Consider the following 26,561-nt stretch of genomic DNA (forward strand, 5'->3'; position numbering starts at 1 on the left):
TTTCTCAGCAGGAAATCTGGCTGACCACAGGAGCGCGCCTCTCGCTTGCGCATCTCGTCGGAGCAAGGCACAGCACCATTCCCTTGTTTGTCGATGCAAACGTAGATCTCCCGCAGGAAGCGGCCACCGTCGGCACAGGCGAGGGTAATGCTGTCCGGCGCCAACCACTCGTTGGCATCGGCCAGATCCGCCTTGAGCTGGAAGCGACTCTTGCGCAGCGGCTCGCTGGGGGCCTGATAGGCGGCCGGCACCTTCACCCGCTGGCGCAGCTCGCTCGCCAACTGATGAAACTGCGACTGGCTGAGCCCGGCGCAGGTGCCGTGCTTCTCCCACTCATGGCGATAGAGGAAGCGACTGGGATAGAGCCCGGCAAACTCACGTTCCATCTCAGGATCCAGTCGTTCGGTGCCGCAATCGCTCGGATAACCACGCTGATATTGCGGCCAGAGACCGTGCAGCACGAACCCCAGCGGCCTGCTGCACTGCTCCCGGTCGCCCGGCTTGACGGCGCAGTGCTGCGGTGACCAGGAAAGCGCCAGTGCGTAGTAGTCAAACTCACCCGCCCGCCCCTTGCCCTGCACGGCCGCGACGAGCAACAGGGCTCCAGTCAGTAACACCATCATCTGCTTCATCTTTTTCGCCTCCTTCATCGCACCTTGCCGCGCCAGGGCGAGGAGGATCCCCGTCGCTGCCGACTCTCATGCTCCCATACAAGGGAGTCAAAGAACAACCATCCGAAATACCCTTACAGAAAAAGGGTCTGACCAGTAAAGGGTTTCCCCTCCCGGATCAGAGGCGTAAGCTGATTCTCCGGCGAGCCTCTGCGTCCCGCCACCGTCTCCGAATTCATCTGCAACAGGACGTAACATGATCCGCAAGAATCCCTCAGGTCACCTGCCCGTCATCGACGAATCTGCCTACATCGACAAGACCGCCATCATCTGCGGCAAGGTGATCATCAAGGAAAACGTGTTTGTCGGCCCCTATGCCGTGATCCGCGCCGACGAGGTCGATGAACATGGCGACATGGAACCCATCGTCATCGGTGCCAACTCCAACATTCAGGACGGGGTCGTCATCCACTCCAAGTCCGGCGCCGCCGTCACCATCGGCGAATACAGCTCCATCGCCCACCGCAGCATAGTGCACGGGCCCTGCGAAGTGGGAAACAGGGTCTTCATCGGCTTCAACAGCGTGCTGTTCAACTGCCACATTGGCGAAGGCTCGGTGGTACGCCACAACTCGGTGGTCGATGGTTGCGATCTGCCCCCGGGCTTCTACGTGCCCTCCACCACCCGCATCAACCAGCAGAGCGATCTGGCCCAGATCCCGCGGGTCACCGTGGATGCCACCGAGTTCTCGGAGGATGTGGCCCACACCAACATCGATCTGGTCAAAGGCTACAAGGCGCTCTCCAACGAGTTCTGATTCTCCTTTCATCCAGACAGCAAAACGGGCGCCAGGGCGCCCGTTTTTTATTGCGGTGAAGCTGTGCCGGTTGCCTAGAGCGCCCGCACACAGGCGGCAGCATGGGCCTCTTCGGGCAGATCGGTAAGAGGCTCGCCGGTGCCCAGATCGAGCAGCGGCGCCTCACCATCCCCGTTGCTGGCATCGCTGCTCCAGAAGCGGCTGTAGAGCGGCCAGCCTTTCTCGCTCAGGAGCTTCATCTCCTCGCCACTCTGGTGATAGGAAGCGAACAGGCTCGCCAGCTCCTGTGCGCCCGGCAGACGCCAGTTGTCGTGGCCACGGGCTACCAGTTGCTGGCAATAATCGCGCGCCCGTTGCTGGCTCATCATCGCGTAGTCGGCGCTGAAGGGGTTGTACTCCCCGTCCTCGTCATTCGCCACGCCGTCATAGACGATCCCCAGTCGATCCGCCTCGCTCCGGGTCAAGGGGCAGACGAAGGAGAGCTTGCCCGCGGCCAGCTCGGGCTGATGACAGCCCTGACTGAAGTCCGGCTGGGCATCCACCACCTGTACCCGCACCGCGAGAGAGCGACCCGCGGCCGTGACACGCAGCTGGGCCGGACCGACGGCGAGGCCGGTCACGGCCCCCTGACCATCGACCCTCGCCAGCGCGGGCAACTCGCTCTGCCACTGGGCAGGGTCAGCCAGTTGCGCCACAGATCCATCGCTTAACCGCATATTGAGCTGCAATGACAGGGTTTGTCCGACTTCCAGCTGGGGCAGCGCCGGAGTCACCACCAGATCGACCGGGATGGGACCGATCGGGCGGGCGTCATCCACCTCGCTCAAGCCCAGCTCGGCGACGCTGGCCGGGGTGCGTCTGGGCTCGGCGGAGGCGCTGCGCAGGAACTCACCGATGGCTTCCAGCTCGTCGTTGGACAGGCCCAGCGCATGCAGATGATCGGAGGCCTTGGGGAAGAAGGGATCGTGCTGATCCGCCCCGGTCGGGAAGCCGACCCCGCTGCTCCATTTGGTGACCCCGAAGTTGTACATGGCCACCACCCCCTGCACCGAGCCACCGAGGCGCTGCGCCAGGATCGGGAAGACGCCGTTGTGCATATAGGGGCCGGTGAAGGCCACGTCCCGCAGGCTCGGGGTCTTGAACAGCCCCATGTCCGCCTTCTGGCGGGTCTGCAGGAAGCGGCCCCTGTCCTCGAGATTGCGACCGTAATAGGTCAGTCCCACGCTCTCGAACTGATGCTGGCTCAGCAGAGGGCCGGAGTGACAGTTCATGCAGCGGCCATCGGTGCGAAACAGGTGCATGCCCCACAGCGCCTTGTCGCTCAGCGCCTGCGCATCCCCCTTGACGAAGCGCTCCATGGGGCTCTCGCTGCTGACGATGGTGCGCTCGAAGGTGGCGATCGCCTTGGCGACCCGCTCAAGGGTGATCCCCTCGTCGCCGAAGGCACTGGCAAAGGCCGCCGGATACTCCGGATTCGCCCGCAGCCGTACCAGCAGCTCGTCGTGATCGAGCGCCATCTCCACCGGGTTGTTGATGGGGTGCAGGGACTGCTCCTCCAGGGACCCGACCCGGCCATCCCAGAACTGGGTGCTGCTGTAGGCGGCATTGAGAATGGTGGGGGCGTTGCGGGTGCCCTTCTGACCCAGATGGCCGACCGAGACGCTCAGGCCGTCGCTCCAACCTTTCTGGGGATCGTGGCAACTGGCACAGCTGATGTCGCGGGCCTGGGAGAGCCGCTTGTCGAAGAACAGCTGCTGGCCCAGCACCACCTTGGCCCGGCGGTAGGGGTTGTCGGCCGGGAAGGGCACCGCGGGCAGCGCCCCCAGCTCCTGCCATTGCACGCCCTCATCCACATTGGCGACAGGCCACTGACTGCTGTCGCCAGCGTATTGCGCCCGCAGCGCCCGCAGATCGGGCATGTCGCTGCCGCGCTCGACCGAGGGGCGCACCGGGTAGAGTGCCAGCGCATACCAGAGCAGACTGCCCTCCCCCTCGTCCAGCCAAGTGCGCGTCAGCGGCTGATAGAGGCGGGCTTGCACGCCATCCTGCAACCAGATTTGCTGGGGCAAGACGAGGGCGAAGGTATGAGGATAACGCCAGCTCTGCTTGTCGGTGGCGAGCAGGCGTTCGAACTCCACCAGGGTCGGCAGGCGCCACCCTTGCTGGCCACAACTGCCAGGCTGCTGCGCAAGTTGCTCGCGGGTGACCGGAGCCGATTCGATAAACCCCTGCCCCGGCAGCCAGTACTGGCTGCCCTTGACCCCGGAGACCGAGCGCACGTCGTGCAGGCAGTGCCAGCGGCCCTGCGTCAGCAGTCGGCCCTGTTCATCCAGGCGCAGCAAGTCGGCGGTCTCGGGCTCCCCCGGGATGGCGGGCTTGCTCGGATACAGTGCAAGCTGGGCGGCCTGGATCGCGGCCTCGTTGGTACGGCGATACCAGTTGCGGGCGGCGCTGTCGCCCCGCAGCGCCAGCAGCATCTGCCAGCTGTCGGGATAGTTGAGCTCGGCCCCCAGCCGCTGGGCCCGCAGCAGGGTGGCGTAGTCCTGAATCGCGGCCTGTTGCTGCAGGCGGATCTCGCCGCCCTGCCCCCACTCGCTCATGTCCAACATCCCGTCACCGTTCAGATCGCTGAGCAGATAGAGCGCCGCCTCCTCCTCGTCCAGCCGCAGCGTCGGTGTGGCTGCACGCCGGGCCCGGGCCTCGCCGGCGGCCAGATCGGCCACCAGCGGGCTGCTGGCGCGCAGGATGTAGCCATCCTGCTCCCCACTGAGTTCGAGCGGTGCCGCCAGCAGCAGGCCGGCGGGCAGGGTCAAGACCGTGTGGCCCTGGCCGGTCAGCGTCACGGATGTGCCTATCCCGGTGGCGCGCTGGCGCAGGTGCAGGACAGCCCCCGGCGCCAGCCGATCGGCCACCTCGATGTCGAGGGTCAGATCGGCCCGGGTGTGGGTCTGCAACGGCGGCTCGACGGGGGGCGTGACGATCGGCGGATCGATCACCGGCGGGGTGACGACTGGGGGTTCGACAATGGGAGGGACGGGATTCGCGCCCGAGCTACCGTTGTCGTTGCATGCACAGAGGACCAGCAAGCTGGCCAGCAGGATTATGGGTTTCATCGTGTGGACGGGTGTGATCGGACAAGCCGGCGATTATCCGCTCAAACAACAATCATTATCAATTCCATCCAGCTAATATGTTTTTTAACAACAATTTCGCTACCTGAGCATGACAAGGGGTGGCTGGCACAGGCCACCCCTGATTGCGTCCTGCCAGTCATGCTGGTTCCCGGTTTAACCGCACTTCTTCAGGCTGATGTGCCAGTTGGCGCCAGATTCCACCTGATATTTGGCGGCGAAGCTGTCCATGTTGAGTGCCACCGACACCTGCAACAGGCTGTTGAGATAGACGAGCGGCTGCCCCTCCGGTACGTCGCCGAAGCTGCTGACGTAGGGAGCCTTGCCCTCATACTTCTGCACGTCCCCTTCGCTTATCTTGAGGCAGACTTGCTCCCCCTTGGTGATCCCCGCCTTGGCGAGCAGGGCCTCGTCGATGTTGGTCCAGACGTTGCCGTACTGCACGTCCAGGATCGGGATGGTGCCCTTGAGGGTACCATCGGCTTCGGCCAGCGCCGGCTGATAGGGAATGGTCACCACCTCGGCCGGCAGCAGCGGTCCCACCTGATCAAAGCTGATGGTGCCGGCGGCGAGTCGCGCCCCGGTGTAGGCGTAAACGTCGCGGCCATGGAAGGTGTAGGACTTCTCGGAGCCCTTGAGGCGATTGAGTTTCTCGTCGATCTGGCGCACCGCCTCGATGCCGAAGTGCTCGGCCACCAGAGTCAAAGTGCCGTTGTCCGGCGAGACGATGTAGTGGCCGCTCCTGGTCTTGAGCACCACTGAGTGGCGCGCCGTGCCCACCCCCGGATCCACCACGCTCACGAATACCGTGCCCTTTGGCCAGTAGTTGAGGGTCTGATAGAGGCGGTAAGAGGCCTCCCAGATGTTGTAGGCCGGGATCTCGTGGGTCAGGTCATAGAGCGGCAGGGTGCGATCCACCCCGAAGGCGACCCCCTTCATGGCCGACACGGCGCCATCCTTGAGGCCAAAGTCGGTCTGGATGACCAGCGCCTCGTTGGCGAGGGCACAGCCTGCCACCAGCGAGAGGGCGAGTACCAGGGTGCGGGGAGCGGTGCGAATATCCATATCAGGACTCCTTGTGAACGAATGGAACGGCATAAATAGCCATTTAGACATCCAGAATGCCATTACCTGATTTGTTTGCAAGCCGTCTCGCCCGAATGGGGGGAAAGCGCTGGCCCGAGCGCCCGAACGGGTGTATCCATGGGGCTGGCAAGATGGCACAAGCGAGACAGGCATGGCAGAAACCGGCACTCCCACACTCTTGCTGAGTCTGGGTGAGCGAAGCAGCCGGGTGCAACTGACCCGGGAGGACGGTACCCTCTGGGAGCAACCGCTGGCGTTTGGCCTCGAGGCCATGACGCCGGGCCCGTTTCGCCGGGATCCACCGACCGCGCTCGAACTGGAACAGGCCATCATGGTGGTGGAAGACGTGTTGATGCCGCTGGCGGCCAGGCTTTCATCCCACCAGACGCTGCGGCTGCAGAGCCCTTATCCCCTGGCGGAGGCACTGGGCAGCCATGAGCTGAGTCGGGAGAGTGTCGAGCAGCTGTTCAGCCAATTTGCCGCCATGGTGGAGGGAGATCCGCTGGCGGCGGCTCACTTGCCCAAGGCGCGGCACTTCGCCGCTACCCTGCTGATCCTGCGGGAGTGGATGCACCATCTGGATACCCAACGAGTGCTGCTGGCGGATTAGCGGGAAACGTCTGACGGTGGTCATCCGGGCCAACGCATGCGAGAGAGCGAGGGCGCCATGCCCTCTTTTTTTATTGTCGCCGCGGGGGTGTCATGACGTTTGCGTTCAGCCTGCATCAGCTAACCGTGGTCATAATTTCACCCCCGGTGAACATTTTCCCTGTACGGCAAGGGGAGAAGATATCTGGATATGCGCGAAATGGCGGTTTACCCCCTTGATATCAATGCCTCATCCTCCCGGGCATTGATACTACCTCAGCATATCCCCTGACTCGTCAGGGCCAAGCCGGTTGCAGGCAGCCATTTATCGCCACTTGGGAAAGGTTATCCATGTCCGTATCACCCATGCGCTTCATTCCCCGCAAGTGGCTGCTCCGCCTCGGTCTGTTGGCGCTGATGCTGGCGGGCCTGGTCGTCGTGTTCTACTACACCTATCTCAGCATCCGCCATGACATGGCGCTCATCACAGCCAAGCAGCAGGACGTGTTCGAGGTGTTCTACCAGCGTGCCCGTATTTTGGCGCCGGCGCAGCTCGTGCAGTTCATCGATCGCAGGGACATCAAGGCGCCCATCTTCAGCGAAAACAGCAATGCCCTGGCCTATGTCTATGGCTATGACTTCAAGACCCGGACGCGGTTTGCGGAGATCCCCATACTGTCGCCGACCAGCGAGCCCCTCGCGGCCTACCGCTATGTGCTCTCCTATCCCGAGGTCATCAACCTCTTCGCCATTCTGGACGATCACCGCCTGCTCGGCATGATGGCCAACAACCGCCATATCCCGGACCAGCTGCTGTCGGCCAATACCATACTGGACAACATCGGCCCCTGGTTTCATTACTTTGGCTGCGCCTCCTTCACGACGACCTATGCCCCCTGCAGCACCGACGAGGCCCAGGTATCCGACATCTACACAGACACCTTCACCCAGTTGCAAACCATCACCATGTACTCCCCCTTCGTCTTCTACGATCAGGGGACACAAGCCTATCGCTATGGCCTGACGGGGATAGACATCGCCATCAATGCAGCCTTCAAGGACGTGTTGCAGCCCTATGATGATGATGTCAACCCGACCCGCACCGTCATCTCTTTCAATGCCGCCGAGCCCTGCCGCCCCCACTACCTCTGCCTGAGCCGGCCGCTGATGCGCACCAAGGCGGGCGCCGATCTCTACCTCAAGTGGACCTATTCCTATGGCGATTTCGTGCGCGTGGTGGTGATCCACAGCCCCGCCTTCCAACTCTATCTGATCGCGCTGCTGCTGCTCATGCTGAGTTGGCGGCCACTCGCGCTGCGCCTGCGCGCCCTGGTGCATACCGATCAACTGACCGGGCTGCCGCGGCGGGACGTGCTGGATCAGACCATGCTGCTGAATCACAACTACCTGATGATCCTGGACATCGACAACTTCAAGTCGATCAACGATCGCCATGGCCATGCCGTGGGGGATATCGCTCTCACCGCCTTCGCCCGCCACCTGCGCAACAACACGCGCAAGGGAGATACCGCCATCCGCTGGGGGGGCGAAGAGTTTGTCGTCATCTACCGGGGGCTGGATGATGAGGATGCGATGTGGCAGGTCGTCGCCCGTCTGCTGGCGCACCCGGTCGTGATCCCGGAACTCCCCACCCCCATCACCTTCTCGGCCGGGGTCATCCGTATTCGTGATTATCTGTCGGTGGCCGAGGCCGTCACCCTGGCCGACGAGCTGCTCTATCACGTCAAGCAGCATGGCAAGCACAATATCGCCTACTACCACCGGCAGAAGATCCGGCTGGTCAGAAGAGCCCCCACCGCGTCATCGCCAGCGACATGAGGCCCGTGGCCGGATCCAGCCCGGCCAGCTTCCTGCGCAGATCCCCTCCCATCTTCTGCCCGGCGGGGGGCTTCTGTTACCATGACGGCATCATCCTGTTCTGCTCGTGGCCCCCGCCACGGCCTCCTTCTCTTCGCGGCCAACGCCGCGACCCTATGCTGGTGCCCTATGTCCCTTGCCTCTTTCACCGAACTGGCCCTCTCCCCTCGCCTGCAGCAGACGCTGACCGAGCTCGGCTACATCCAGCCGACCCCCATTCAGGCCAGCGCCATCCCGACCATTCTGGCCGGGCGCGATCTGATGGCGGGCGCCCAGACCGGCACCGGCAAGACCGCCGCCTTCGTGCTGCCTATCTTGCAACGGCTGCTGACAAGCTCCGCCGACGTGGGAGCCAATAAGCCGATCCGCGCCCTGGTGCTGGTGCCGACCCGCGAGCTGGCGGTGCAGGTACACGACAGCGTACTGCGCTACGGCAAGGAGACCGGGCTGAGCTGCGCCCTGGTCTACGGCGGGGTCAGCATAGCCGCACAGGTGGAGGCACTGAAAAACGGGGTCGACCTGCTGGTCGCCACCCCGGGCCGCCTGCTCGATCACCTGCGGCAGGGCGCCCTGAGCCTCGGCAGCCTCACCCACCTGGTGTTCGACGAGGCGGACAGAATGCTCGACATGGGCTTTATGGACGAGATCAAGGAAGTGCTGAGGCAGGTACCCGACGATCGCCAGACCCTGCTGTTCTCGGCCACCTTTGATGACAACCTGTTCGCCTTGAGCAAACGGATACTGCGTGAGCCCGAGTTGATTGAAGTCGCACCGCGCAACACCACGGCGGTCGAGATAGAGCAACGGGTCTATACGGTGGACAGCGATCGCAAGCTGGCGCTGATCGAGCACTTGCTCAAGGTGAAGGGCTATGCACCGGCACTGATCTTCAGTCGCACTCGCCAGGGGGCCGATCAGCTGGCCCAGCGGCTCGGCAAGGCGGGCATCAATGCGCTGGCCTTCCACGGCGATCTCTCCCAGAGTGCACGGGAGAAGGTGCTGCTGGAGTTTCGCGCCGGCACCCTGCAGGCGCTGGTCGCCACCGACGTGGCCGCCCGCGGGCTGGATATCAGCGATCTCAACTATGTGATCAACCTGGAGTTCCCCTTTGTGGCCGAGGACTACGTGCACCGCATCGGGCGCACCGGTCGCGCCGGCAACAAGGGGCTCGCCATCACATTGTTCAGCCCGGACGACGCGCCGCAGCTCGAAAAGGTTGAAGCCGTGCTCGACACCCGTTTGCCCCAGCAGTGGTTCCCCGGCTTCGAGCCGGATCTCAGCCGCTCGGAACCCGAGCCGCGCAGGAACAGCAAGGCCGCCCAGAAGCAGCGCGCCAGAAAGCAGGCCCTCGGCGGCGCCAACAAGGGTGGCAAGGGCAAGCGTTAAGCCGCCCCCTGCGCCCAATAAAAAAACGCCCGGTCGGGCGTTTTTTGTTTTTCCTTCGGGCCATTGCAGACACTAAGACTCGGCAGCCAAGGCGGTCGGCAGGGCTTTGAGGATCCGGTACTCCGCCAGGCTCGACAGAATAAACATCGCCAGATAACCGAGCCCCAGCGCCACTATGATGGCCACCACGTTGGTGGTGAACTCGGCCACCAGATAATAGGCCGCCACCAGTGCCACTATGCCCGCCAGCCGAATGAGCAGGCTCTGGGTGAAGTGGCCGTGGGCCTTGATATAGGCGAGCTGGTAGCCGTTGAGCATCATGAAGATAAAGAAGATCGAGAAGTGGAATAGCACCGGCACGGCCCCCACATAGCTGACGGGGAACAGCAGCAACACCAGCGACTTGCCCGCCAGCAGCATCACTGTGAAGAATATTATGCTAACCACGACGCTAAGGCGGAAGATCCAGCTACGGATCAGCCGGATCTGGCGGTGGTCTCCGCTGCGCAGATTGACCGCCAGCTCCGGCAGCACGAAGCGATAGATGGGGAAGACAAACAGCAGGGTCATATAGGTGAAGATGGGGCGCACCACCACCTGAAAATCCCCCAGCTCATCGAGGCTGAAATGGCGAAGGGTGAGCAGCACTGTGATGTAGATCATCAGTATGCTGGCCCCCGCCTCCAAGGATGCGGTGAAGCTCTTCTTCACATAGCTGCGCATCTCGGGGCCGAGCGCCACCTTGGCGAGCGGCCGGGTGGCGATGGCGCGGCGCCGATAGACATACATGTAAAGCGCGATGCCGAGGGACGAGAAGGTCAAGCCATAGAACAGCGAGGCGAGTGCATCCATCCCGAGCCCAAAATGGCAGACCACAAACATCAGGGCGTTGGCCAGCGGCTCCAACCAGGTCACCTTGTTGGAGATGCCGTACATCCGGTACATGGCCACCAGATTGGTGAAATAGACCTTGAGCCCCAGCCCGAAGATGAGCCCCACCAGTTGCAGATACTCCACCCGGATATGGAGCCCGTGCTTGATATAGGGGATCACGACGCCCCAGGTCAGCAGCACCATGCCTGCCAGGAAGTAGCGAAAGATATTGATGATGTCTCGATCGTTTCGGGTCTGGGAGTAGCTCACCACCATGGAGGAGCGAAACCCCGTCATCAGGATGAGGGAGAGCGAGATCAAGTCCACCACGCTGTTGAACAGCGCCAGATCCCCCTTGGCGACCCACTGCGCCAGCCACACCTTGAAGGCGAAACCGATGACGATGCTGGCGAGGGACGCCCACATGCCGGTGACGAAGGCCTGCTTGAGGCGGGTGAGAGAGTCGGGTGGTGCGTCTTGCGTAACTTGCATGGTTCGAAAGGCCGGGTCGCTGAGAAGCAAGGAGAGGGCCATCTTATAAAAGGGAGACCCGGATTGAACAGCCTTAATCCCCTCCCCCTTTCCCGGCAGGGGATAAGGGCTGCAATAAGGGCGTAGCCATCACCCCATCTCGAACCGACCCCCCAGCCCTCTCCTCCTCCTGGGACAGCGATCAAAAGGCCCAATTCAGCGCCGCCAATGCAGTACTTCCCACTACCAAATGAGTGAGTTGAATATTGAACATCACGCTTTTGATCAAAATATCAATATAAGGTATCGAATTGCTGGCAAGTTCCCAGATTTGGCCAATCACGCCTCTTATAGTGGGCTCGTGGACGGCTCCAGTCGTCTCCAATGCCGCACAAAACAAGGGAATCACCATGAAAAGACCCACCCCATCCCAGCTAGCAGCATTCTGTATTGTGCTACTGGCTGCGCTCTGCTGGTCACTGCCTACCCCGGCAGGACTCGCGTCGGCGGCCTACCACACCGCCATCCTGTTTATCGCCACCATCCTTGTCATCGTCACCAACGTCGCCCCGACTGGCTATATCGCCATTGTCTCTCTCGCACTCTATGCCGTGCTCCACGCCGGAGGTGAAGCCACCCCCAAGGCGGCCATCGAGGGGGCCCTGGTCGACTTCAACCACCCACTGATCTGGCTCATCGTCATCGCCTTCATGATTGCCAGCGCCTTTGCCAAGACAGGGCTCGGCAAACGGATCGCCCTCTTGCTGCTGAGCCGCTTTGGCCAATCCACATTGCGTTCCGCTTACTGTCTGGCGGTCGCCGATTTTATCCTGGCGCCCGCCACCCCGAGCAACACGGCGCGGGCCGCCATCGTGGCCCCCATTGCCGACTCCCTGGCCAAGACCATCAACAAGGAGGATCGCAAGCTTGGCCAGTTTCTGCTCTCCAGCGTCAGCGCCATGAACGATGCCTCGGCCGTCGCCTTCAGCACCGGCTTCGCCGGCAATCTGGCGCTGGTCGGTATCGCCGCCAGCGTGGCGGGTCTTGTCGTCGGCTTTCGTGAATGGGCGCTCTACCTGTTGCCACCCGCCATCGGCCTGCTGCTGATCATTCCTCTCGTGCTCTATCTGGTGATCAGGCCAGAGACCCGCGCTACCCCGGACGTTCCCCGCTTCGCCCGGGAAGAGCTGACCAAGATGGGTCCCCTGTCACGGCATGAGAAGAGCCTGCTGGGAGTATTTATCGGTCTGGTCGTGCTCTGGGTCGGTGGCAGCAACCTGGGGCTGGACGCCACCACCGTTGCCTTTCTCGGTCTCGCCGCCCTGCTGCTGCTCGGCGTGCTGAACTGGAACGACGTCAAGGGCAACAGCGCCGCCTTCGATACCCTGATCTGGTTCAGCGTGTTGATGGGGATGGCCGACAACCTCAAACAGGTCGGCTTCACCGACTGGCTGGGGAACGAGCTGTCCCAGTTCATGCACAGCACCCTCGGTGGTTTTGGCACCCTGCCCATGCTGGTGGTGGTGATGGGGATCTATCTCTTTACCTCCTATGCCTTCGCCTCCGGCACCGCCAAGGTGGTGGCACTGGCCCCCGTGATCACCGGCGCCCTGCTGGCAGTTGGAGTGCCCAAAGAGATGGCGATCTTCAGCATCGCCGCCATCACCAACGTAGGCTGCAATCTGGCCACTTACTCCCATGCCCGCATCCCGCTGCTGCTTGGCATGGGCTATCACACCAGCGCCGAGTGGATGCGGATCGGCCTGGTGATCGCGCTGGCAGGCTTCGCCGTGGTGATGTCCATCGGCCTGCTCTGGTGGCAATTCTTGATCTAGCTAGCAGGGGCCGCCTGTCACCCTCGTCCGAAAAACAACGAAATGGATTTTCCCCTTCTCCCGCATCTTGTCATACACAGGGGGAGAAGCGGGGTGTGCAGATCTAGTTATCACCAGACAGGGCGAACCCCGACTTTTACCAACCTAGCTGGTATCAACCCAGCGGCGGGGTACGCGGCGGCACCATACGCTTGCTGCCGGTGGACTCGAAGGCCGAGGCGACGCGCAGCAGGTTGTTGTCGTCATAGGCGCGGCCAGCGAAGGTCAGGCCCACCGGCATGCCGATGTCGGCCATGACGCCCATGGGGACGGTGACGGTCGGCACGCCAAGATGGCGAATGGCGAGGTTGCCGTTGGCGACCCAGACGCCATTGCTCCAGGCGATATCGGCGGAGGCCGGGTTCACATCCGCATCGGCCGGGCCGACGTCGGCAACGGTGGGGAACAGCACGGCATCGAGTCCGAGCTCGTCCATCCAGTCTTCCAAGTCCAGCTTGCGGGTCTGCTCTAGGCCGCGCAGGCCGTCCGGCACCGAGGCTATCTCGTCGAAGCGCTTGAGGCCGCGCTTGGCCATCTTGACGTACTCGTCCATACCGGCGGCGAGATCCCCCTCGCGGTTCGGCAGAGTGCCCGGATCGTGGGGGAAGATCTTGGGCCCGTCGACATCCTCAAGCTTGTTGAGCTTAGGGTCGCCGTTGGCGCGCAGGAAGTCGTCGAAGGCCCAGCCGGACAGCTCCCACAACTCGTCGTTGAGAAACTCTGGCGAGACGATGCCGCGATTGAACACGGTCGGCGCGCCAGGGCGGTCGCCTTCGCAGTTGGAGACCAGCGGGAAATCCACCTCGATCACCTCGGCGCCGGCGGCTTCCAGCGCCTGACGGGCCTGCTCCCACAGGGCGATCACGGATTCGCGGGTGTGGATGCGCTGACCGGTCGGGCCGCCGATGCCGGGATTGTCGCTGGTACCGGCCAGCTCATCCTTGTTGATGAACATGCGCGGCACGCCGAAGCGCTTGCCCGTGAGGGCATCGGGCTTGGCGGCGAGCTCAAGGTAGGAGGCCGGACGCACCTCGGAGGCCTTGGGGATCTTGACCCAGGGCTGCAGGCGCCACAGATCGCCACGAGTGTCGGCATCATCGGCGACCACCACATCCAGCACTTCCAGCAAGTCGGCCATGGTACGGGCGTAGGGCACCACCACGTCCATGGTCGGGGTCAGCGGCCAGTTGCCGCGCACCGAGATGACGCCGCGAGACGGGGTATAGGCGCACAGGCCGTTGTTGGAAGCCGGACCACGGCCACTCGACCAGGTCTCCTCGGCCAGGCCGAAGGCAGAGAAGCTGGCGGCGGTGCCAGTGCCGGCACCGTTGGAGGAGCCGGAGGCAAAGGGCGCGGTCAGGTAGTCGGCGTTGTAGGGGCTTTCGGCCCGGCCATAGACGCCGCGCTGCATGCCGCCATTGGCCATGGGGGGCATGTTGGTCTTGCCGAGGCAGATGGCGCCAGCGGCCCGCAGCCGCTCTATGGTGAAGGCGTCGCGCTGGGCCACCAGATCCTTGAACGCCGGGCTGCCGGAGGCGGCGGTCAGCCCCTTGACCAGATAGCTGTCCTTGGCGGTGTAGGGGATGCCGTCGAGCGGCCCCAGGGTCTCACCACGGGCACGGCGGGCATCGGACGCTTGCGCCTCTTTGCGCGCATCGGGATTGGGCACCACCAAAGCATTGAGCTTGGTTGCGGTCTCGGGGCCGTTGTAGGCGGCGATCCGGGCCTGATAGGCCTCGACCAGTTCGACCGCAGTGGTGCGGCCTGCTTCGAGCGCGGCACGCAGCTCGGCAATGGAAACCTCTGTCACTTCGATCATGGGGATCTCCTGTAAAAGGGTGACTGTTTGTAATGATGATCGCCGCATCAGCGCCTGCGACCATCACACCATCAAGAGATAAAACCCCACGGTGTGGGGTTTTGAGTACCAGCCTCAGCGGGCTTGGAACCGGTGCACGACCCGTAGCGAGAGGTCGTCAGCAAGGTGAAAAGCAGCGCAGGAACCGGAGTGTATAGACATACGTGAGCCGTTTGTTCCACATAAGCGAGCAGCACATGAGCCTTGATCACGGCCTCGCAGCAGGATCGTCACCAGGTTCTTACTTGCCGGACGGGATCTGTTGGGTGATGCAGTGGATATTGCCGCCCCCCAGCAGGATCTCGCGGGCGGGTACGCCGACCACCTTATGCTCCGGGAAGATCTCTTCCAGAATGCGCTGGGCTTCGTCGTCGGTGGCGACGTCCAGCAGCGGGTAGACGATGCGATCATTGGTGATGAGGAAGTTCACATAGGAACCGGCCAGACGACCTTCGGCCTCGCGCGGCACACCGCTGCCGCTCTCGACGCCGTCAGACTCTTCCTCGGTGCAGTAGAGCGGGCCCGGCTGGGGCAGCTTCCACACCTTGAGCTTGCGGCCCTTGGCGTCCACCGCCGCTTCCAGCACCTTGAGGGCGGCCAGGGAGCGGGGGTACTGGGGATCGTTCTCGTCGTCGGTCCAGTGCAGGGCAACCTCACCCGGGCGCACGAAGCAGCAGATGTTGTCGATGTGACCGTCGGTCTCGTCCAGATAGACGCCTTCGTTCAGCCAGATGAAGCTCTTCACGCCGAGATAGTCGCGCAGGTACGCCTCGATCTGCGCCTTGGAGAGGTGCGGGTTGCGGTTCTCGTTGAGCAGGCACTCGGCAGTGGTCATGCAGGTGCCTTCGCCATCGACGTGGATGGAGCCCCCTTCCAGAATGAGCGGTGCGTCGTAGCGATCCATGCCGTGCTGGGCCAGCATCTTGGCCGCCACTTCTTCATCCTGATTCCAGGGCGCGTAGAGACCGCCCTTGAGGCCACCCCAGGCGTTGAAGCCCCAATCCACCCCACGGCACTCGCCGGCCGCATTGGTGACCACGGTCGGGCCGCTGTCGCGGGCCCAGCAGTCATCGCTGGCCATTTCGACCAGGGTGACGTGGGCCGGCATGATGGCGCGGGCCTGCGCCATGAACTCGGCCGGCACCCCCATGAACACCGGGGTAGCCTGGCCGATGGCGTCGGCTACCTTGGCAAAGGTGGCTTGCGCGAAGCGGCCCGCCTCCCGCCAGTTGTCCGGGCGGAATGGCCAGATCATCCAGACGGCCTGCTGGTGCGCCCACTCGGCAGGCATGGTGAAGCCGTCGGCGGCCGGGGTGGAACTGATGGTCTTGATGCTCATCGCAAGACTCCTTGCATGGATTGAGGCCCCCCGGATTGACGCGGGAACGTTGGAAAAACAAGAGTGAGCCGCAGTGTAAGAAGTTGCGTTCACATCAATCAAATGAATAGGATTAATTGTCCCATAAACAGCGTGAATAATCCCCCCATGAAATTGCACCAGCTCGACCTCAATCTGCTGCTCGCCTTTGACGCCCTGATGACACAAGGCAGCGTCACCCGTGCCTCGGAGGCGCTGTTTATCAGCCAGCCCGCCATGAGCCACGCCCTCGGCCGCCTGCGCACCTTCTTTGGCGATCCGCTACTGGTGCGCACCCCTCAGGGGATGTTGCCCACCCCGCGCGCCCAGCGGCTGCACCTGGGAGTGCAACAGGCGCTGCGGTTGCTGGAACAACAGCTCAGCGACGAGGAGCTGTTCGAGCCGCGTCACTCCAAGCGTCGCTTCGTGCTCTGCACCACCGACTACGTGGAGTGCGTGCTGATCCCGCCGCTCATCTCGCGCCTGAAAAAACGGGCGCCCGGGGTCACCATCGAGATCCGCATCCTGCGCGACACCCTGCCGGAGGCGGAGCTGGCGAGCGGCGAGATAGACCTGGTGCTGGGCTTTGACGAATATATGCAGGTGCCGGGGTATCTGGGCAAGGAGACCTGGCTGACCGAGCCGCTGGCCGGGCTGGTGCGCGCCACCCGCGAGCTGCCCGAAGAGCGGATAACGCTGGCGCAGTTGGTGGAGATGCCCCATGTGTTTCACTCGCCGCTCGGCACCTCGGAGGCGAGCCTGGACAAGTTCCTCCAGACCCGGGGGTTATCCCGCACCATCTCGGTCAACAGCCAGAGCTATATGTCGGCGGCCGCCATCGTCAGCCAGAGCGATCACCTGCTGGTGCTGCCCCGCAAGGTGGCCGAGCTGCTGGCCGCGCATTGGCCCCTCAAGAGCCTGCCGCTGCCCGAGGATGTGCCGGACTATCACCTCAACTGCGTCTGGCATCCGGTGCACGCCCAGCAGCCTGCACTGATCTGGCTAAAGGAACTGATGAGGGAGTTGGTCAATCCGGGCTAGCGACGCTGACGGCGTGAGGAGATGAAGACGGCAAGGGCGTGGTGGGTACAAGTGGCGGATGTCATAAGCGGCGCCTTTCGGCACCGCCATTCATTGCGCCCGGCACGGTAGACATCACCGCGCCTCGCTGGCAACCGGCAGATCGCCACGGGCGATGGCGGCCAGCAGGGTGGCGTGATCCTCCCGGGTGCGCTGGCCATAGGCGACGGCGAAGTCGGCGATGGCGTCGTCCATCACCGCCGATTTGCCCATGTAACCGGCGATCTGCGCCGCATCCCCCGACTTGGCGTGGGCCAGCGCCAGCGCCCAGCCACAGAGCTGGCAGTATTCGATGAAGTGGCGAACCTTCACCACCCCGGGGGTGATGTCGATCCCTCCCTTCATGTCCCGCAGCTGGCGCACGTAGAAGTGGCGGCCCTGCAGCTCGCACCAGCCGAGGAAGATATCCGGCGAGCCCTGGATCATGCGCTGCCCCCGCACCACACGCCGCCCCTGGCTGCCGCTGTCATCCTCGGAGCTGAAGTAGGGCGCCAGCACCGAGGGTTGCGCCTCCTTGACCTGCAGGAACAGCGGATCGTCGTCATCGGCGCCGGTCAGCAGGATCACCCAGCAGCGAGTGCCCACGCTGCCGACCCCGACCACCTTGCGCACCACGTCCACCACCCGGTAGCGCTGCAGCAGGATCCGTCTGTCCTCCGGCAGGGAGGCCAAATAAGCCTCCAGCAGCTCCCCCAGCACCTCATACACCAGTTGCCCATCCTCGGTGTGGGTCTCGCGAATGACGAAGGGGTGGATCTCGCGGATCCTGTGCTGATCGTCCACCAGATCCGTCATCTTGCCGAGCACCTGCAAATGGTTGCGACCCCGGGCCTTGAGGAAGGTGGCCTCGACCCGCTGGTGGGCATCGGCGGAGAAGGCGTTGAGCACCGAGGCCTGATCGATGCGGTCATACCAGACCCTCATAAACCCCAGCTTGCCGTATTCCCGCAGCCGGGTGCGATAGCTGGTGGCGACCACTTTGGCCGCCTCCCGCTGACGGCTGGCGTCGGCGCCGAGATAGTCGGCGGCCACCAGGGCGCTGGCGGCCAGCCGCTTGAGATCCCACTCCCAGGGGCCGAGGTGGGTTTCGTCGAAGTCGTTGATGGCCAGCACCAGGTTGCGCTCGGCGCTCGCATAGAGGCCGATATTGGCCACATGCATGTCACCGCAGGCCTGCACCATCAGCCCGGAGCGCGGGGTAGCCACGAGATCCGCGGCCATGATGGCGGCCGCCCCGCGCAGGAAGGCGAAGGGCGACTCCTGCATCCTGGCATGGCGCACCGGCACCAGCCGTTGCAGCCGGGTGGCGGCCTGGGCCTTGAGCACGGCGATGGGATCCCGTTCGAACGAGGGGGGTGGCAGCTCGGCATGCGATTCGCGGGGCACCTGTTCACGCAGCAGCTTGCCGACGGCGAAGCGCTCAGCGATGGTGCTGCGCGGCGCGGTGAAATGCAGCAGCATCGCCTGGGACTTTGACTTCTTGGGCATGCCCTTCTCCTTCTTCTGGTGGTCCCATGAAGATGGAAGAGCGGGCAGTTGAGGGCAAGGCGGGCGGGAAAAAATCGGCCCGCCGGGGCAGGTTAGCGGGCCGCGCTCAGGGCCGCCATCAGTTGCTCCACCACGGCGCCGAGCAGGCTGCTGTCCGGGCGGCACTGGGCGAAGGTGACCAGCCCCTGAATGTTGATCTGCAAGAAGGCGGTCAGGGTGGGAATGTCGCTGGCGGCGGCTAGCTCGCCGCACTCCTTCGCCTGCTGCAGGAGCTGCGTCAGATCGGCCTCCAGCTCGCCATAGATGGCCTTGAAGCGCAGGTGCAGCTCCTCGTCCTGCTCCGCCAGTTCCATCAGGGTGCGGGTCAGCAGGCAGGAGCCGTGCAGGGCATCGTCCACCAGCTGGTTGAAGTAGGCACGCAAGCCGTCAAGCGGGCTTGGCCGGTCGAAACAGCGCCGGCGCAGGGCACATTTCTCCTGCACATAGTGATCGACCGCCGCCAGCAGCAGGCCGCGCTTGTTGCCAAAGGCGGCGTAGAGACTGCCCGGGTGCAGGCCGGTGGCCGCCACCAATTCCTGCATGGTGGTCTTGGCATAGCCCCTGGCGCGGAAGGCCTCCATGGCGTGTCGCAGGACATGGTCCCGATCAAACTCGGCGCTGCGCATGGGATCTCCGTTGGCTGGGTCCCGGCGAGCCGGGGAGAAAAAGGGCGGCAAGTTTACCCCAGCGGGCGGGCAACACCAACTTGTGTGGAATGCTCGCTCAGAAAAGACTTGCGTACAAAACAAAAAACGTCTTGAATGCACATTCAAGAATTACTCCCCGAGGACAGACGACCATGGATACCCTGTTTCAACCCTATCGCCTCAACGGCACTCTCACGCTCGCGAACCGCTTTATGATGGCGCCTCTGACCCGCTGCATGGCGGGTCCCGGTCTGGTGCCCACCGCGCAGATGGCCGCCTACTATGCCCGCCGTGCCGACATCGGTCTCATCATCTCCGAGGCCACCATCATTCGCCCGGACGGTCAGGGCTACCCGAATACCCCGGGTCTCTACAGCGCGGAGCAGGTCGAGGGCTGGAAACAGGTCACCGCCGCCGTGCACGCCAAGGGTGGCAAGATCTTCGCCCAACTGTGGCACGTGGGTCGTCTCTCCCACCCCTTCTTCCACCATGCCGAGGTGCTGGCGCCGTCTGCCGTCGCCCATGACGGCACTGTGCCGCGCATGCGCGAGCTGGTCTATCAGGTGCCGCGCGCCCTGACCGTCGCCGAGATAGCACAGCTGGTGGAGGATTACGCCCAGGCTGCCGCCAACGCCATCGAGGCCGGTTTCGACGGAGTGGAGATCCACGGTGCCAACGGCTACCTCATCGATCAGTTCCTCCATCATTCCAGCAACCTGCGCAGCGACGAGTACGGCGCCACGCCACAGAACATGAGCCGCTTCGCACTGGAAGTGGTGGACGCCATCAGTGCCCGCATCGGCGGCGATCGGGTGGGCCTGCGTCTCTCTCCCGGTGCCTATGTGCACCTGGCCGGCGACGCACGGGACCGCGCCGTGTTCGACTATCTGCTGGCCGAACTCAATGGCCGCACCCTGGCCTATGTGCACCTCGGCATCTTCGATGACAGCCTCACCTTCGACTACCTGGATGGTCACGCCTCCGATTACCTGCGCGCCCACTACGACGGTCATCTGGTCGGGGTCGGCAACTACAGCGCACAGAGCGCTGCCGAGGCCATCAAGGCGGATCGCTTCGACCTCGTTGCCATCGGTCGCCCGCTCATCGCCAACCCGGACTACCTCGCCAGGGTGAAGAAGGCAGAGCCGCTGGTTCCCTACGCCGACACCATGCTGGCCGAGCTGGTCTAAAAAATCAGCCCCAGCCCCCCCCCCGCACTAATGCCATGCTGACCGGGCTGGCCTAAAAAACCGGCCCCCTGGTGGCACCGAGAGCCAATACCGGGCGGGCCTGACTGGCGACCTGACTGACCAAGGATGGGATCCGCGCCCTGGCGCGGGTTTCCAATGTTTGGGCCCCACTCCCGGGCCCTTTTTTGTGCCCGCCAGCCCTCCGCCAGCCCTCATCATCCCGCCGAAGAAAAAAGTTGCTAGCAACAACTAGTTGGTTATATTGGTTGCTGATGACAACCAAAAAGGATGAAGACACATGGATCCCCGTCCCCTGCGCGCCCTGTCACGGGAGCTGGTACGTGAACTCGGCATGCTCTCCCAACAGTGCGGCGCCCTGGCCCTGAGCCCGCTCGAGGCTCACCTGCTGATCGAACTCGAAAACGGCCCCGCCACCAATCAGCAACTGGCCGAGCGCCTGCGCATCGACAAATCCAACGCCAGCCGTCCGCTGGCTCGCCTCGTCGAGCGTGACCTCATCGGCTGGCACCCGCATCCCTCCGATGGGCGCAGCAAGGAGGCCCGTCTCACCCAGGCCGGCCAGGCGCAGTTGCTGGCATTGCACCGGGAGATGGACAGCGCCACCGAGCTGGCGCTGGCCCAGCTCAGCCCCGCCGAGTGCGAGCAGCTGTGGAGCGGCCTGCGCCTGTATCGCAGCGCCCTCTCCCGGGCCCGCCGCCAGCAGGGCTATCACATCAGACCCATCGCGCCCGATGACAATGCCGCCATCGCCGCCGTGGTGCGCGCCGTCTCCGCCGAATACGGCCTCACCGCCGACAAGGGCTACGGGGTGGCGGACCCGAATCTCGATTTCCTCCACGAGACCTATCAGGGTGAGCGCAGCCGTTATTGGGTCATCGAAGGACCGGACGGTGCCATCCTCGGCGGTGGCGGTATCGCCCCCCTGGCGGGGGAAGCAGAGATCTGTGAGCTGCAGAAGATGTACTTCCTGCCCGCCCTGCGCGGGCTGGGGCTGGGGCGGCGGCTGGTACTGCAGGCCCTGGCCGAGGCGCGCACGCTCGGTTACCAGCGCTGCTATCTGGAGACCACGGCCGATCTGCGTGAGGCCACCAGCCTCTACGAATCCCTCGGCTTCGAGCACCTGCCTGGCCCGCTAGGCTGTACCGGCCACGACGCCTGCGAGATCTGCATGGTGTTGGCGCTCGGGCCGGAGACGCGGGCATGAGCGGCCCCATCCTGCTGTCGGCGGGCATACGTCAGGTACAATTCGGTGAGCGGGTGAAGGTGGTGGAGCCCGTGAATCTCTATGAGTGCTCGCTGGCCGACGATGTATTCGTCGGCCCTTTCGTCGAGATCCAGTCGAACGTCAACATAGGGCGCGCGACCAGAATACAGTCCCACAGCTTTATCTGTGAGCATGTGACCATAGGTGAACGCTGCTTTATCGGTCACGGCGTCATCTTCGCCAACGACCTGTTTCGGGCTGGAGCCCCGGATCCGGACTCTGCGAACTGGGGGCGCACCCTCATCGAAGACGAGGTCTCCATCGGTTCGAACGCCACCATATTGCCAGTGCGGATCTGCCGCGGGGCCGTCATCGGTGCCGGCGCAGTGGTGACTCGCGACATCTTGATCCCCGGCACCTATGCCGGTAATCCGGCCCGACTGCTGCGTGCCTTCTAGTCAGTCACTGCGGTAACTATGTGCCTCTCCCCCATCCCCAGCCCTTCTCCCGCAAGGGGAGAGGGAGCAAACAAGCTGGCTGTCGTCGCGCCCCTCTTCCTCCGGGAGAGGGCTAGGGTGAGGGCGTTCAGGAAGGGAAATAGAACCAGGCGGTCTGGATCAGGCCAGCTTCTACCTCGAACACCGCCATGCTCTCGATGGGCTCGGGGGTGAGGCCATAAATCCGCTCGTGATCGAACACCTTGTTGCCCATGACGGTGCGCGACAACAGCTCGGCTCTCAGGGCGGGGTTGTTGAACCTGTGCTCCGCATAGAAGGCCCGTAGCGCCCCCTTGCCGACTGTACTCGGGCTCTCGGTAGGCATGCGGTAACCCTTGAACTCCTCGGCAAAGCAGGCCAGAAAGGCCTCGAGGTCGTGGGCATTGTAGGCGGCAAATTGCGCCGCGACGGGCAGTTCCGTTGACATGGCTAACTCCCTGATAATCAGCAACGACTCCCTTTATAGGGCGCTTTGCGGCCGCTGTCGACGCCCCCCGGAGTCATCTTCGTGGCCCTAACCTCATTCACGCGACCTCGATGGCAAAGCGTCATAAAAAAAGACCCCGCCGAGGCGGGGTCTTTTTATTGTCAGTCTTCAAGTCCTGCGAACGGATATCAGTGCTCGCGGGTCTGGCGGAACTGGACGTCCGGGTGACGCTCCTGGGCCAGCCGCAGGTTGACCATGGTCGGGGCTATGTAGGTGAGGTTGTCACCGCCATCGAGCGCCAGGTTCAGTTCGTTCTTGCGCTTGAACTCCTCGAACTTCTTGACGTCGGTGCCTTCCACCCAGCGGGCGGTGGAGACGTTGACCGCCTCGTACAGGGCCTCGACGTTGTACTCGCTCTTGAGGCGCGAGACCACCACGTCAAACTGCAGCACACCGACCGCACCGACGATGAGGTCGTTGCTGATGAGCGGACGGAACACCTGCACCGCACCCTCTTCGGAGAGCTGGACCAGTCCCTTGAGCAGCTGTTTCTGCTTGAGCGGGTCGCGCAGGCGGATGCGGCGGAACAGTTCGGGGGCGAAATTCGGGATACCGGTGAACTTCAGATCCTCGCCCTGGGTGAAGGTGTCGCCGATCTGGATGGTGCCGTGGTTGTGCAAGCCGATGATGTCGCCGGCGCAGGCCTCGACGGCCTGCTCGCGATCACCGGCCATGAAGGTGACGGCGTCGGAGATGTTCACGTCCTTGCCGATGCGCACGTGGCGCATCTTCATGCCCTTGGAATAAGTACCTGACACGATGCGCATAAAGGCGATACGGTCGCGGTGTTTCGGGTCCATGTTCGCCTGGATCTTGAACACGAAGCCGGAGAATTTCTCCTCGGTGGCGGCCACCTCACGGCTCTCGGCCTTGCGCGGCATGGGCGCGGGGGCCCAGTCGGTCAGGCCGTCCAGCATGTGGTCGACGCCGAAGTTGCCGAGCGCGGTACCGAAGAAGACCGGGGTCATCTCGCCGGCGATGAAGGCCTCGTGATCGAACTCGGGGGAGGCCCCTTGCACCAGCTCCAGCTCGCCGCGCAGCTGCGCCGCCAGATCCTCGCCGATGGCGGCGTCCAGTTCCGGGTTGTGCAACCCTTTCACCACCCGTTTCTCCTGGATGGTGTGGCCCTGACCGGTCTGGTACAGATAGACCTCGTCCTTGTAGAGGTGATAGACACCCTTGAAGGACTTGCCGCAGCTGATGGGCCAGGTGATGGGGGCGCACATGATCTTCAGCTCGCGCTCCACCTCGTCCATGACTTCCATGGGATCGCGCACTTCGCGGTCCATCTTGTTCATGAAGGTGAGGATGGGGGTGTCCCGCAGCCGGGTGACTTCCATCAGCTTGCGGGTCCGATCTTCGACGCCCTTGGCGGCATCGATGACCATCAGGCAGCAGTCGACCGCGGTCAGGGTACGGTAGGTATCTTCGGAGAAGTCCTCGTGACCCGGGGTGTCGAGCAGGTTGACCAGGCAGTCGCCGTAGGGGAACTGCATCACCGAGGTGGTGATGGAGATGCCGCGCTGCTTCTCCATCTCCATCCAGTCGGACTTGGCATGCTGGCCTGAGCCACGGCCCTTGACGGTACCGGCGCGCTGAATGGCCTGTCCGAACAGCAGGACCTTTTCGGTGATGGTGGTTTTACCCGCATCCGGGTGCGAGATGATCGCAAAAGTGCGTCTCTTGGAGACTTCACTCAGAAATTCAGCAGACATAATTCAATGTTCTTCTATTGAGCGAGGGCCTCAGGCCCCCGTGGGAATAAATGCGGATGCCACCTTCAGACTCGGGGCCCCCATGCACACAACGGCGCCACCCGCACGGGCCATCTGGCCAGCCGGTGGGAAAGGAAAGAGCGCTGCGCTACATGGGTCTTCTCGCCTGGGTCAAAGCAAAATTGCGCGACATTATACCCGCGCGAGTGAAAAATACCCAGCCCGGCTTAACAGGAAAGGGCGAGACCCCGGCCGGGATCATTGTGCCTTCACCACCCGGTTGCGGCCCGTCAGCTTGGCCTGATACATCGCCTCGTCCGCACGGCGTACCAGCTCCCCCAGATTGCCGTCCTGGGGTCGGTACTGGGCACAGCCGATGCTGACATGAATGGGGTGATCCTCGGGGACCTCCTCGATCCGCAATCGGGCGACCTGCTCGCGGATCCGCTCCGCCACCTCGGCGGCCTCGTCGAGCAGGGTGTCCGGCAGCAGCACCAGGAACTCCTCGCCCCCGTTGCGCCCCACCCTGTCCAGGCTGCGCAGCTGATCCTCAATGCACTGGGCCACCGCAGTCAGCACCAGATCCCCCACATGGTGACCCAGCTGGTCGTTGACCTTCTTGAAGTGATCGATATCCAGCAGCAGCACGCAAAACGGCTTGCCATCCTCGCGCGCCTGGCTGAACAGCTTGCGTCCCTTGGCCTGGATCTGGCGCCGGTTGTGGATGCCGGTCAGTTCGTCCGTCATGGCGAGGCGGTGCATCTTGCGGGTGCGACCCCGCTGGTGGATCACCAATATGCCCATCACCAGGATCAGCAGCGTCACCACCAGATACTGCCAGTAGCGCCGCTCCTGCAACTGCTTGAGCTTCTCCGCCTGCAACTGCTGGCTGGATCTGAGGGTCTGGTTCTCCAGCTCCTTGCGGGCGAGATCGAACTCGAAGCGCAGCCGCAAGGTACGCTGCTCCCGCAGTATCTGTTCCAGCTCATGCCGGGTCTGCACGAACTGCTTGAGGCTGGCCAGCGCCTCCTTGATATGCCCCTGCCGCTCCAGCAGCCGGGCCCGCACCTCATGGATCCAGGCAAGGAAACGCAGATTATGGTCCCTGGCGAACACCCGCTCGGCCCGATCCAGATGCGGCTGCGCCTCGGCCGGTTTCCCCGTGGCCTCCAGCACGGTGGCCATCACTATCTCCCAGTGGCCGCGGGTCACGCTGTCCGCTCCCAGCCCCTGATGCAGCAAGGTGGAGGCCTGTTCCAGCTTGTCCATGGCCCTGGCCGTCTTGCCCTGATTGAGCAAAATGGTGGCCATCTCGATCCGGATCCAGGCCAGCATTCCTTCCTGTTGCTGGGCCAGGTAGTAGCCCTCGGCCTCGGTCATCAGCGGCAGTGCCCTGTCGTACTCCCCCGTTTCCACATAGAGCAATCCCTGCTGGGTGTGGATGTCGATCAACCGCTCCGGATCACCCGCGACCCGATAGTCGTGTTCCAGCTCCTGAAAATAGCCCTGTGCCCGCTCAAAGAGCCCCATCCGGCGATAGGTATTGGCGATCCTGGCCAGCACCTCGCGCCCCTTGTTCTCCAGCCCGAGCCCCTCATAGCGGCGATGGGCATCCATCAGCTCCAGCAGGCCCTCGGCCGTCTCCCCCTGATAGGAGTACATGTCCCCCCGCAGGCTGAGGATATCGGCCCGTTGCCGCTCATCCCCCAGCCGGCGCGCCAGGGTCAGCGCGTCGCTGTAATCCTGGGTGGCCTCGGCCATGTTGCCGAGCAATTGCTGATGAAAACCGCGACAGGCCAGCAGGCCGCTCTCGGTGACCCTGTCCCTGCGCTCACGGGCGAGAGCCAGCTCCCCTTCGGCAAACTGCACCGCCCGCGCAAAGTCTTCATCACGCTCGGCGGGCTGGGCCCAGCATTGCAGCCGGGCGATGCGCCCCTGCACCTCGGGCGGATAGTCGCCACGCTGCCCCCCGAGGATCGCGACCCGCACACGAAATTCCCGCACCGGCGGCGCATCATCTTCCAACTGCTGCAACTCCCGGGACAAGCCGGGTTCGCTGAGCGGTGCTTGCGCCCCCCAGACCGGGGCTACCCCCAGCCATAACAGCAGACTCCAGCTCATCAGGATCTTCATGCCGACTCCGTCTCCCCGTTCGATGGCACGCATGCCGCACCCACAGTGCCAATAATATCCCTCCTTGTCGCGGGTGCACAGCCACCGTCTGACGAGGAGCCCAATCTCGGCTTGGTGTTCACTACTGCCA

21 protein-coding genes (1 of these 21 running past the window's edge) are annotated in these 26,561 nt (G+C 63.5%); 9 read left to right on the plus strand and 12 right to left on the minus strand.

The genetic code is table 11. The features are described from left to right. Positions 1-632, minus strand: partial view of a ribonuclease T2 family protein gene (locus ACZ9IL_RS13855; protein ID WP_476004024.1) — the 5' portion only. It extends 10 nt beyond the left edge of the window; the window shows 632 of its 642 coding nt (coding positions 1-632); it begins with the start codon at positions 630-632; its stop codon lies off the left edge, out of view. Between the two features lie 235 nt (positions 633-867). Here ACZ9IL_RS13855 and ACZ9IL_RS13860 point away from each other — a divergent pair, with 235 nt between their 5' ends. Next, entirely contained in the window at positions 868-1,428 is a 561-nt protein-coding gene (locus ACZ9IL_RS13860; RefSeq protein WP_476004025.1) for a gamma carbonic anhydrase family protein, read from the plus strand. Positions 1,429-1,502: 74 nt separating this feature from the next. Here the strand turns inward: ACZ9IL_RS13860 and ACZ9IL_RS13865 are convergent, their stop codons facing one another. Both ACZ9IL_RS13865 and ACZ9IL_RS13870 read right to left on the minus strand, forming a co-directional pair. Next, a complete protein-coding gene (locus ACZ9IL_RS13865) occupies positions 1,503-4,541 on the minus strand; it encodes a cytochrome c peroxidase (RefSeq protein ID WP_476004026.1) in 3,039 nt (1,012 codons plus the stop codon). A gap of 174 nt (positions 4,542-4,715) precedes the next feature. Beyond that, positions 4,716-5,624, minus strand: coding sequence for an SAM hydrolase/SAM-dependent halogenase family protein (locus ACZ9IL_RS13870; protein WP_476004027.1), 909 nt, complete (start codon positions 5,622-5,624; stop codon positions 4,716-4,718). A 172-nt stretch (positions 5,625-5,796) separates the two neighbouring features. Between ACZ9IL_RS13870 and ACZ9IL_RS13875 the strand changes: the two genes are divergently transcribed. The 3 genes from ACZ9IL_RS13875 (at position 5,797) to ACZ9IL_RS13885 (ending at position 9,497) form a co-directional block, all read left to right on the plus strand. Beyond that, a complete protein-coding gene (locus ACZ9IL_RS13875) occupies positions 5,797-6,255 on the plus strand; it encodes a hypothetical protein (RefSeq protein ID WP_476004028.1) in 459 nt (152 codons plus the stop codon). Between the two features lie 329 nt (positions 6,256-6,584). Then, positions 6,585-8,072: a GGDEF domain-containing protein gene (locus ACZ9IL_RS13880; RefSeq protein ID WP_476004029.1), complete on the plus strand. Its 1,488-nt coding sequence runs from the start codon at positions 6,585-6,587 to the stop codon at positions 8,070-8,072. Between the two features lie 168 nt (positions 8,073-8,240). Further along, entirely contained in the window at positions 8,241-9,497 is a 1,257-nt protein-coding gene (locus tag ACZ9IL_RS13885; protein WP_476004030.1) for a DEAD/DEAH box helicase, read from the plus strand. A gap of 72 nt (positions 9,498-9,569) precedes the next feature. Here the strand turns inward: ACZ9IL_RS13885 and ACZ9IL_RS13890 are convergent, their stop codons facing one another. Both ACZ9IL_RS13890 and ACZ9IL_RS13895 read right to left on the minus strand, forming a co-directional pair. Then, positions 9,570-10,862: a lipopolysaccharide biosynthesis protein gene (locus ACZ9IL_RS13890; protein WP_476004031.1), complete on the minus strand. Its 1,293-nt coding sequence runs from the start codon at positions 10,860-10,862 to the stop codon at positions 9,570-9,572. Between the two features lie 181 nt (positions 10,863-11,043). Next, positions 11,044-11,253, minus strand: a complete 210-nt coding sequence (locus tag ACZ9IL_RS13895) for a hypothetical protein (protein WP_476004032.1) — start codon at positions 11,251-11,253, stop codon at positions 11,044-11,046. Between ACZ9IL_RS13895 and ACZ9IL_RS13900 the strand changes: the two genes are divergently transcribed. Continuing rightward, positions 11,252-12,676 (plus strand): DASS family sodium-coupled anion symporter, encoded by a 1,425-nt coding sequence (locus ACZ9IL_RS13900; protein ID WP_476004033.1) that lies wholly within the window; start codon positions 11,252-11,254, stop codon positions 12,674-12,676. The two genes, ACZ9IL_RS13895 and ACZ9IL_RS13900, sit on opposite strands and share 2 nt — an antisense overlap. 154 nt (positions 12,677-12,830) lie before the next feature. Here ACZ9IL_RS13900 and ACZ9IL_RS13905 read toward each other — a convergent pair whose 3' ends face one another. Continuing rightward, complete coding sequence (locus ACZ9IL_RS13905) at positions 12,831-14,534, minus strand: amidase (RefSeq protein WP_476004034.1); 1,704 nt, start codon at positions 14,532-14,534, stop codon at positions 12,831-12,833. A 280-nt stretch (positions 14,535-14,814) separates the two neighbouring features. Continuing rightward, complete coding sequence (aguA, locus tag ACZ9IL_RS13910) at positions 14,815-15,912, minus strand: agmatine deiminase (protein ID WP_476004035.1); 1,098 nt, start codon at positions 15,910-15,912, stop codon at positions 14,815-14,817. Between the two features lie 147 nt (positions 15,913-16,059). Between aguA and ACZ9IL_RS13915 the strand changes: the two genes are divergently transcribed. Next, the gene (locus tag ACZ9IL_RS13915; RefSeq protein WP_476004036.1) at positions 16,060-16,971 is read left to right on the plus strand and encodes a LysR family transcriptional regulator; all 912 of its coding nucleotides are present in this window, start codon (positions 16,060-16,062) and stop codon (positions 16,969-16,971) included. Positions 16,972-17,085: 114 nt separating this feature from the next. Here ACZ9IL_RS13915 and ACZ9IL_RS13920 read toward each other — a convergent pair whose 3' ends face one another. Then, the gene (locus ACZ9IL_RS13920; protein ID WP_476004037.1) at positions 17,086-18,498 is read right to left on the minus strand and encodes a DUF2252 domain-containing protein; all 1,413 of its coding nucleotides are present in this window, start codon (positions 18,496-18,498) and stop codon (positions 17,086-17,088) included. 92 nt (positions 18,499-18,590) lie between these two features. Further along, entirely contained in the window at positions 18,591-19,163 is a 573-nt protein-coding gene (locus tag ACZ9IL_RS13925; protein ID WP_476004038.1) for a TetR/AcrR family transcriptional regulator, read from the minus strand. A gap of 173 nt (positions 19,164-19,336) precedes the next feature. Here ACZ9IL_RS13925 and ACZ9IL_RS13930 point away from each other — a divergent pair, with 173 nt between their 5' ends. The 3 genes from ACZ9IL_RS13930 (at position 19,337) to ACZ9IL_RS13940 (ending at position 22,057) form a co-directional block, all read left to right on the plus strand. Continuing rightward, on the plus strand, positions 19,337-20,374 hold the full coding sequence (locus tag ACZ9IL_RS13930; protein WP_476004039.1) for an alkene reductase: 1,038 nt from the start codon (positions 19,337-19,339) through the stop codon (positions 20,372-20,374). A gap of 298 nt (positions 20,375-20,672) precedes the next feature. Next, positions 20,673-21,599 carry a GNAT family N-acetyltransferase gene (locus ACZ9IL_RS13935; RefSeq protein WP_476004040.1) on the plus strand — a complete coding sequence of 309 codons (927 nt, stop codon included), beginning with the start codon at positions 20,673-20,675 and terminating at the stop codon, positions 21,597-21,599. Then, positions 21,596-22,057, plus strand: coding sequence for an acyltransferase (locus tag ACZ9IL_RS13940; RefSeq protein ID WP_476004041.1), 462 nt, complete (start codon positions 21,596-21,598; stop codon positions 22,055-22,057). Before ACZ9IL_RS13935 ends, ACZ9IL_RS13940 begins: the two co-directional genes overlap by 4 nt. A gap of 127 nt (positions 22,058-22,184) precedes the next feature. Here ACZ9IL_RS13940 and ACZ9IL_RS13945 read toward each other — a convergent pair whose 3' ends face one another. From ACZ9IL_RS13945 to ACZ9IL_RS13955, 3 genes are all read right to left on the minus strand, one after another. Beyond that, a complete protein-coding gene (locus tag ACZ9IL_RS13945; RefSeq protein ID WP_476004042.1) occupies positions 22,185-22,523 on the minus strand; it encodes a nuclear transport factor 2 family protein in 339 nt (112 codons plus the stop codon). A 188-nt stretch (positions 22,524-22,711) separates the two neighbouring features. Then, on the minus strand, positions 22,712-24,301 hold the full coding sequence (prfC, locus tag ACZ9IL_RS13950; RefSeq protein ID WP_476005356.1) for a peptide chain release factor 3: 1,590 nt from the start codon (positions 24,299-24,301) through the stop codon (positions 22,712-22,714). Positions 24,302-24,556: 255 nt separating this feature from the next. Further along, positions 24,557-26,431 (minus strand): diguanylate cyclase, encoded by a 1,875-nt coding sequence (locus ACZ9IL_RS13955; protein WP_476004043.1) that lies wholly within the window; start codon positions 26,429-26,431, stop codon positions 24,557-24,559. Between the last annotated feature and the right edge of the window lie 130 nt (positions 26,432-26,561).

Source organism: Aeromonas sp. TECH754, from assembly GCF_056279295.1.

What these genes read in the sequence shown, in the direction of transcription:
- ACZ9IL_RS13860 (WP_476004025.1), top strand. Translation starts at nt 868, where the DNA reads ATGATCCGCAAGAATCCCTCAGGTCACCTGCCCGTCATCGACGAATCT.
- ACZ9IL_RS13865 (WP_476004026.1), bottom strand. Translation starts at nt 4,541, where the DNA reads ATGAAACCCATAATCCTGCTGGCCAGCTTGCTGGTCCTCTGTGCATGC.
- ACZ9IL_RS13870 (WP_476004027.1), bottom strand. Translation starts at nt 5,624, where the DNA reads ATGGATATTCGCACCGCTCCCCGCACCCTGGTACTCGCCCTCTCGCTG.
- ACZ9IL_RS13875 (WP_476004028.1), top strand. Translation starts at nt 5,797, where the DNA reads ATGGCAGAAACCGGCACTCCCACACTCTTGCTGAGTCTGGGTGAGCGA.
- ACZ9IL_RS13880 (WP_476004029.1), top strand. Translation starts at nt 6,585, where the DNA reads ATGTCCGTATCACCCATGCGCTTCATTCCCCGCAAGTGGCTGCTCCGC.
- ACZ9IL_RS13885 (WP_476004030.1), top strand. Translation starts at nt 8,241, where the DNA reads ATGTCCCTTGCCTCTTTCACCGAACTGGCCCTCTCCCCTCGCCTGCAG.
- ACZ9IL_RS13890 (WP_476004031.1), bottom strand. Translation starts at nt 10,862, where the DNA reads ATGCAAGTTACGCAAGACGCACCACCCGACTCTCTCACCCGCCTCAAG.
- ACZ9IL_RS13900 (WP_476004033.1), top strand. Translation starts at nt 11,252, where the DNA reads ATGAAAAGACCCACCCCATCCCAGCTAGCAGCATTCTGTATTGTGCTA.
- ACZ9IL_RS13895 (WP_476004032.1), bottom strand. Translation starts at nt 11,253, where the DNA reads ATGGTGATTCCCTTGTTTTGTGCGGCATTGGAGACGACTGGAGCCGTC.
- ACZ9IL_RS13905 (WP_476004034.1), bottom strand. Translation starts at nt 14,534, where the DNA reads ATGATCGAAGTGACAGAGGTTTCCATTGCCGAGCTGCGTGCCGCGCTC.
- aguA (WP_476004035.1), bottom strand. Translation starts at nt 15,912, where the DNA reads ATGAGCATCAAGACCATCAGTTCCACCCCGGCCGCCGACGGCTTCACC.
- ACZ9IL_RS13915 (WP_476004036.1), top strand. Translation starts at nt 16,060, where the DNA reads ATGAAATTGCACCAGCTCGACCTCAATCTGCTGCTCGCCTTTGACGCC.
- ACZ9IL_RS13920 (WP_476004037.1), bottom strand. Translation starts at nt 18,498, where the DNA reads ATGCCCAAGAAGTCAAAGTCCCAGGCGATGCTGCTGCATTTCACCGCG.
- ACZ9IL_RS13925 (WP_476004038.1), bottom strand. Translation starts at nt 19,163, where the DNA reads ATGCGCAGCGCCGAGTTTGATCGGGACCATGTCCTGCGACACGCCATG.
- ACZ9IL_RS13930 (WP_476004039.1), top strand. Translation starts at nt 19,337, where the DNA reads ATGGATACCCTGTTTCAACCCTATCGCCTCAACGGCACTCTCACGCTC.
- ACZ9IL_RS13935 (WP_476004040.1), top strand. Translation starts at nt 20,673, where the DNA reads ATGGATCCCCGTCCCCTGCGCGCCCTGTCACGGGAGCTGGTACGTGAA.
- ACZ9IL_RS13940 (WP_476004041.1), top strand. Translation starts at nt 21,596, where the DNA reads ATGAGCGGCCCCATCCTGCTGTCGGCGGGCATACGTCAGGTACAATTC.
- ACZ9IL_RS13945 (WP_476004042.1), bottom strand. Translation starts at nt 22,523, where the DNA reads ATGTCAACGGAACTGCCCGTCGCGGCGCAATTTGCCGCCTACAATGCC.
- ACZ9IL_RS13955 (WP_476004043.1), bottom strand. Translation starts at nt 26,431, where the DNA reads ATGAAGATCCTGATGAGCTGGAGTCTGCTGTTATGGCTGGGGGTAGCC.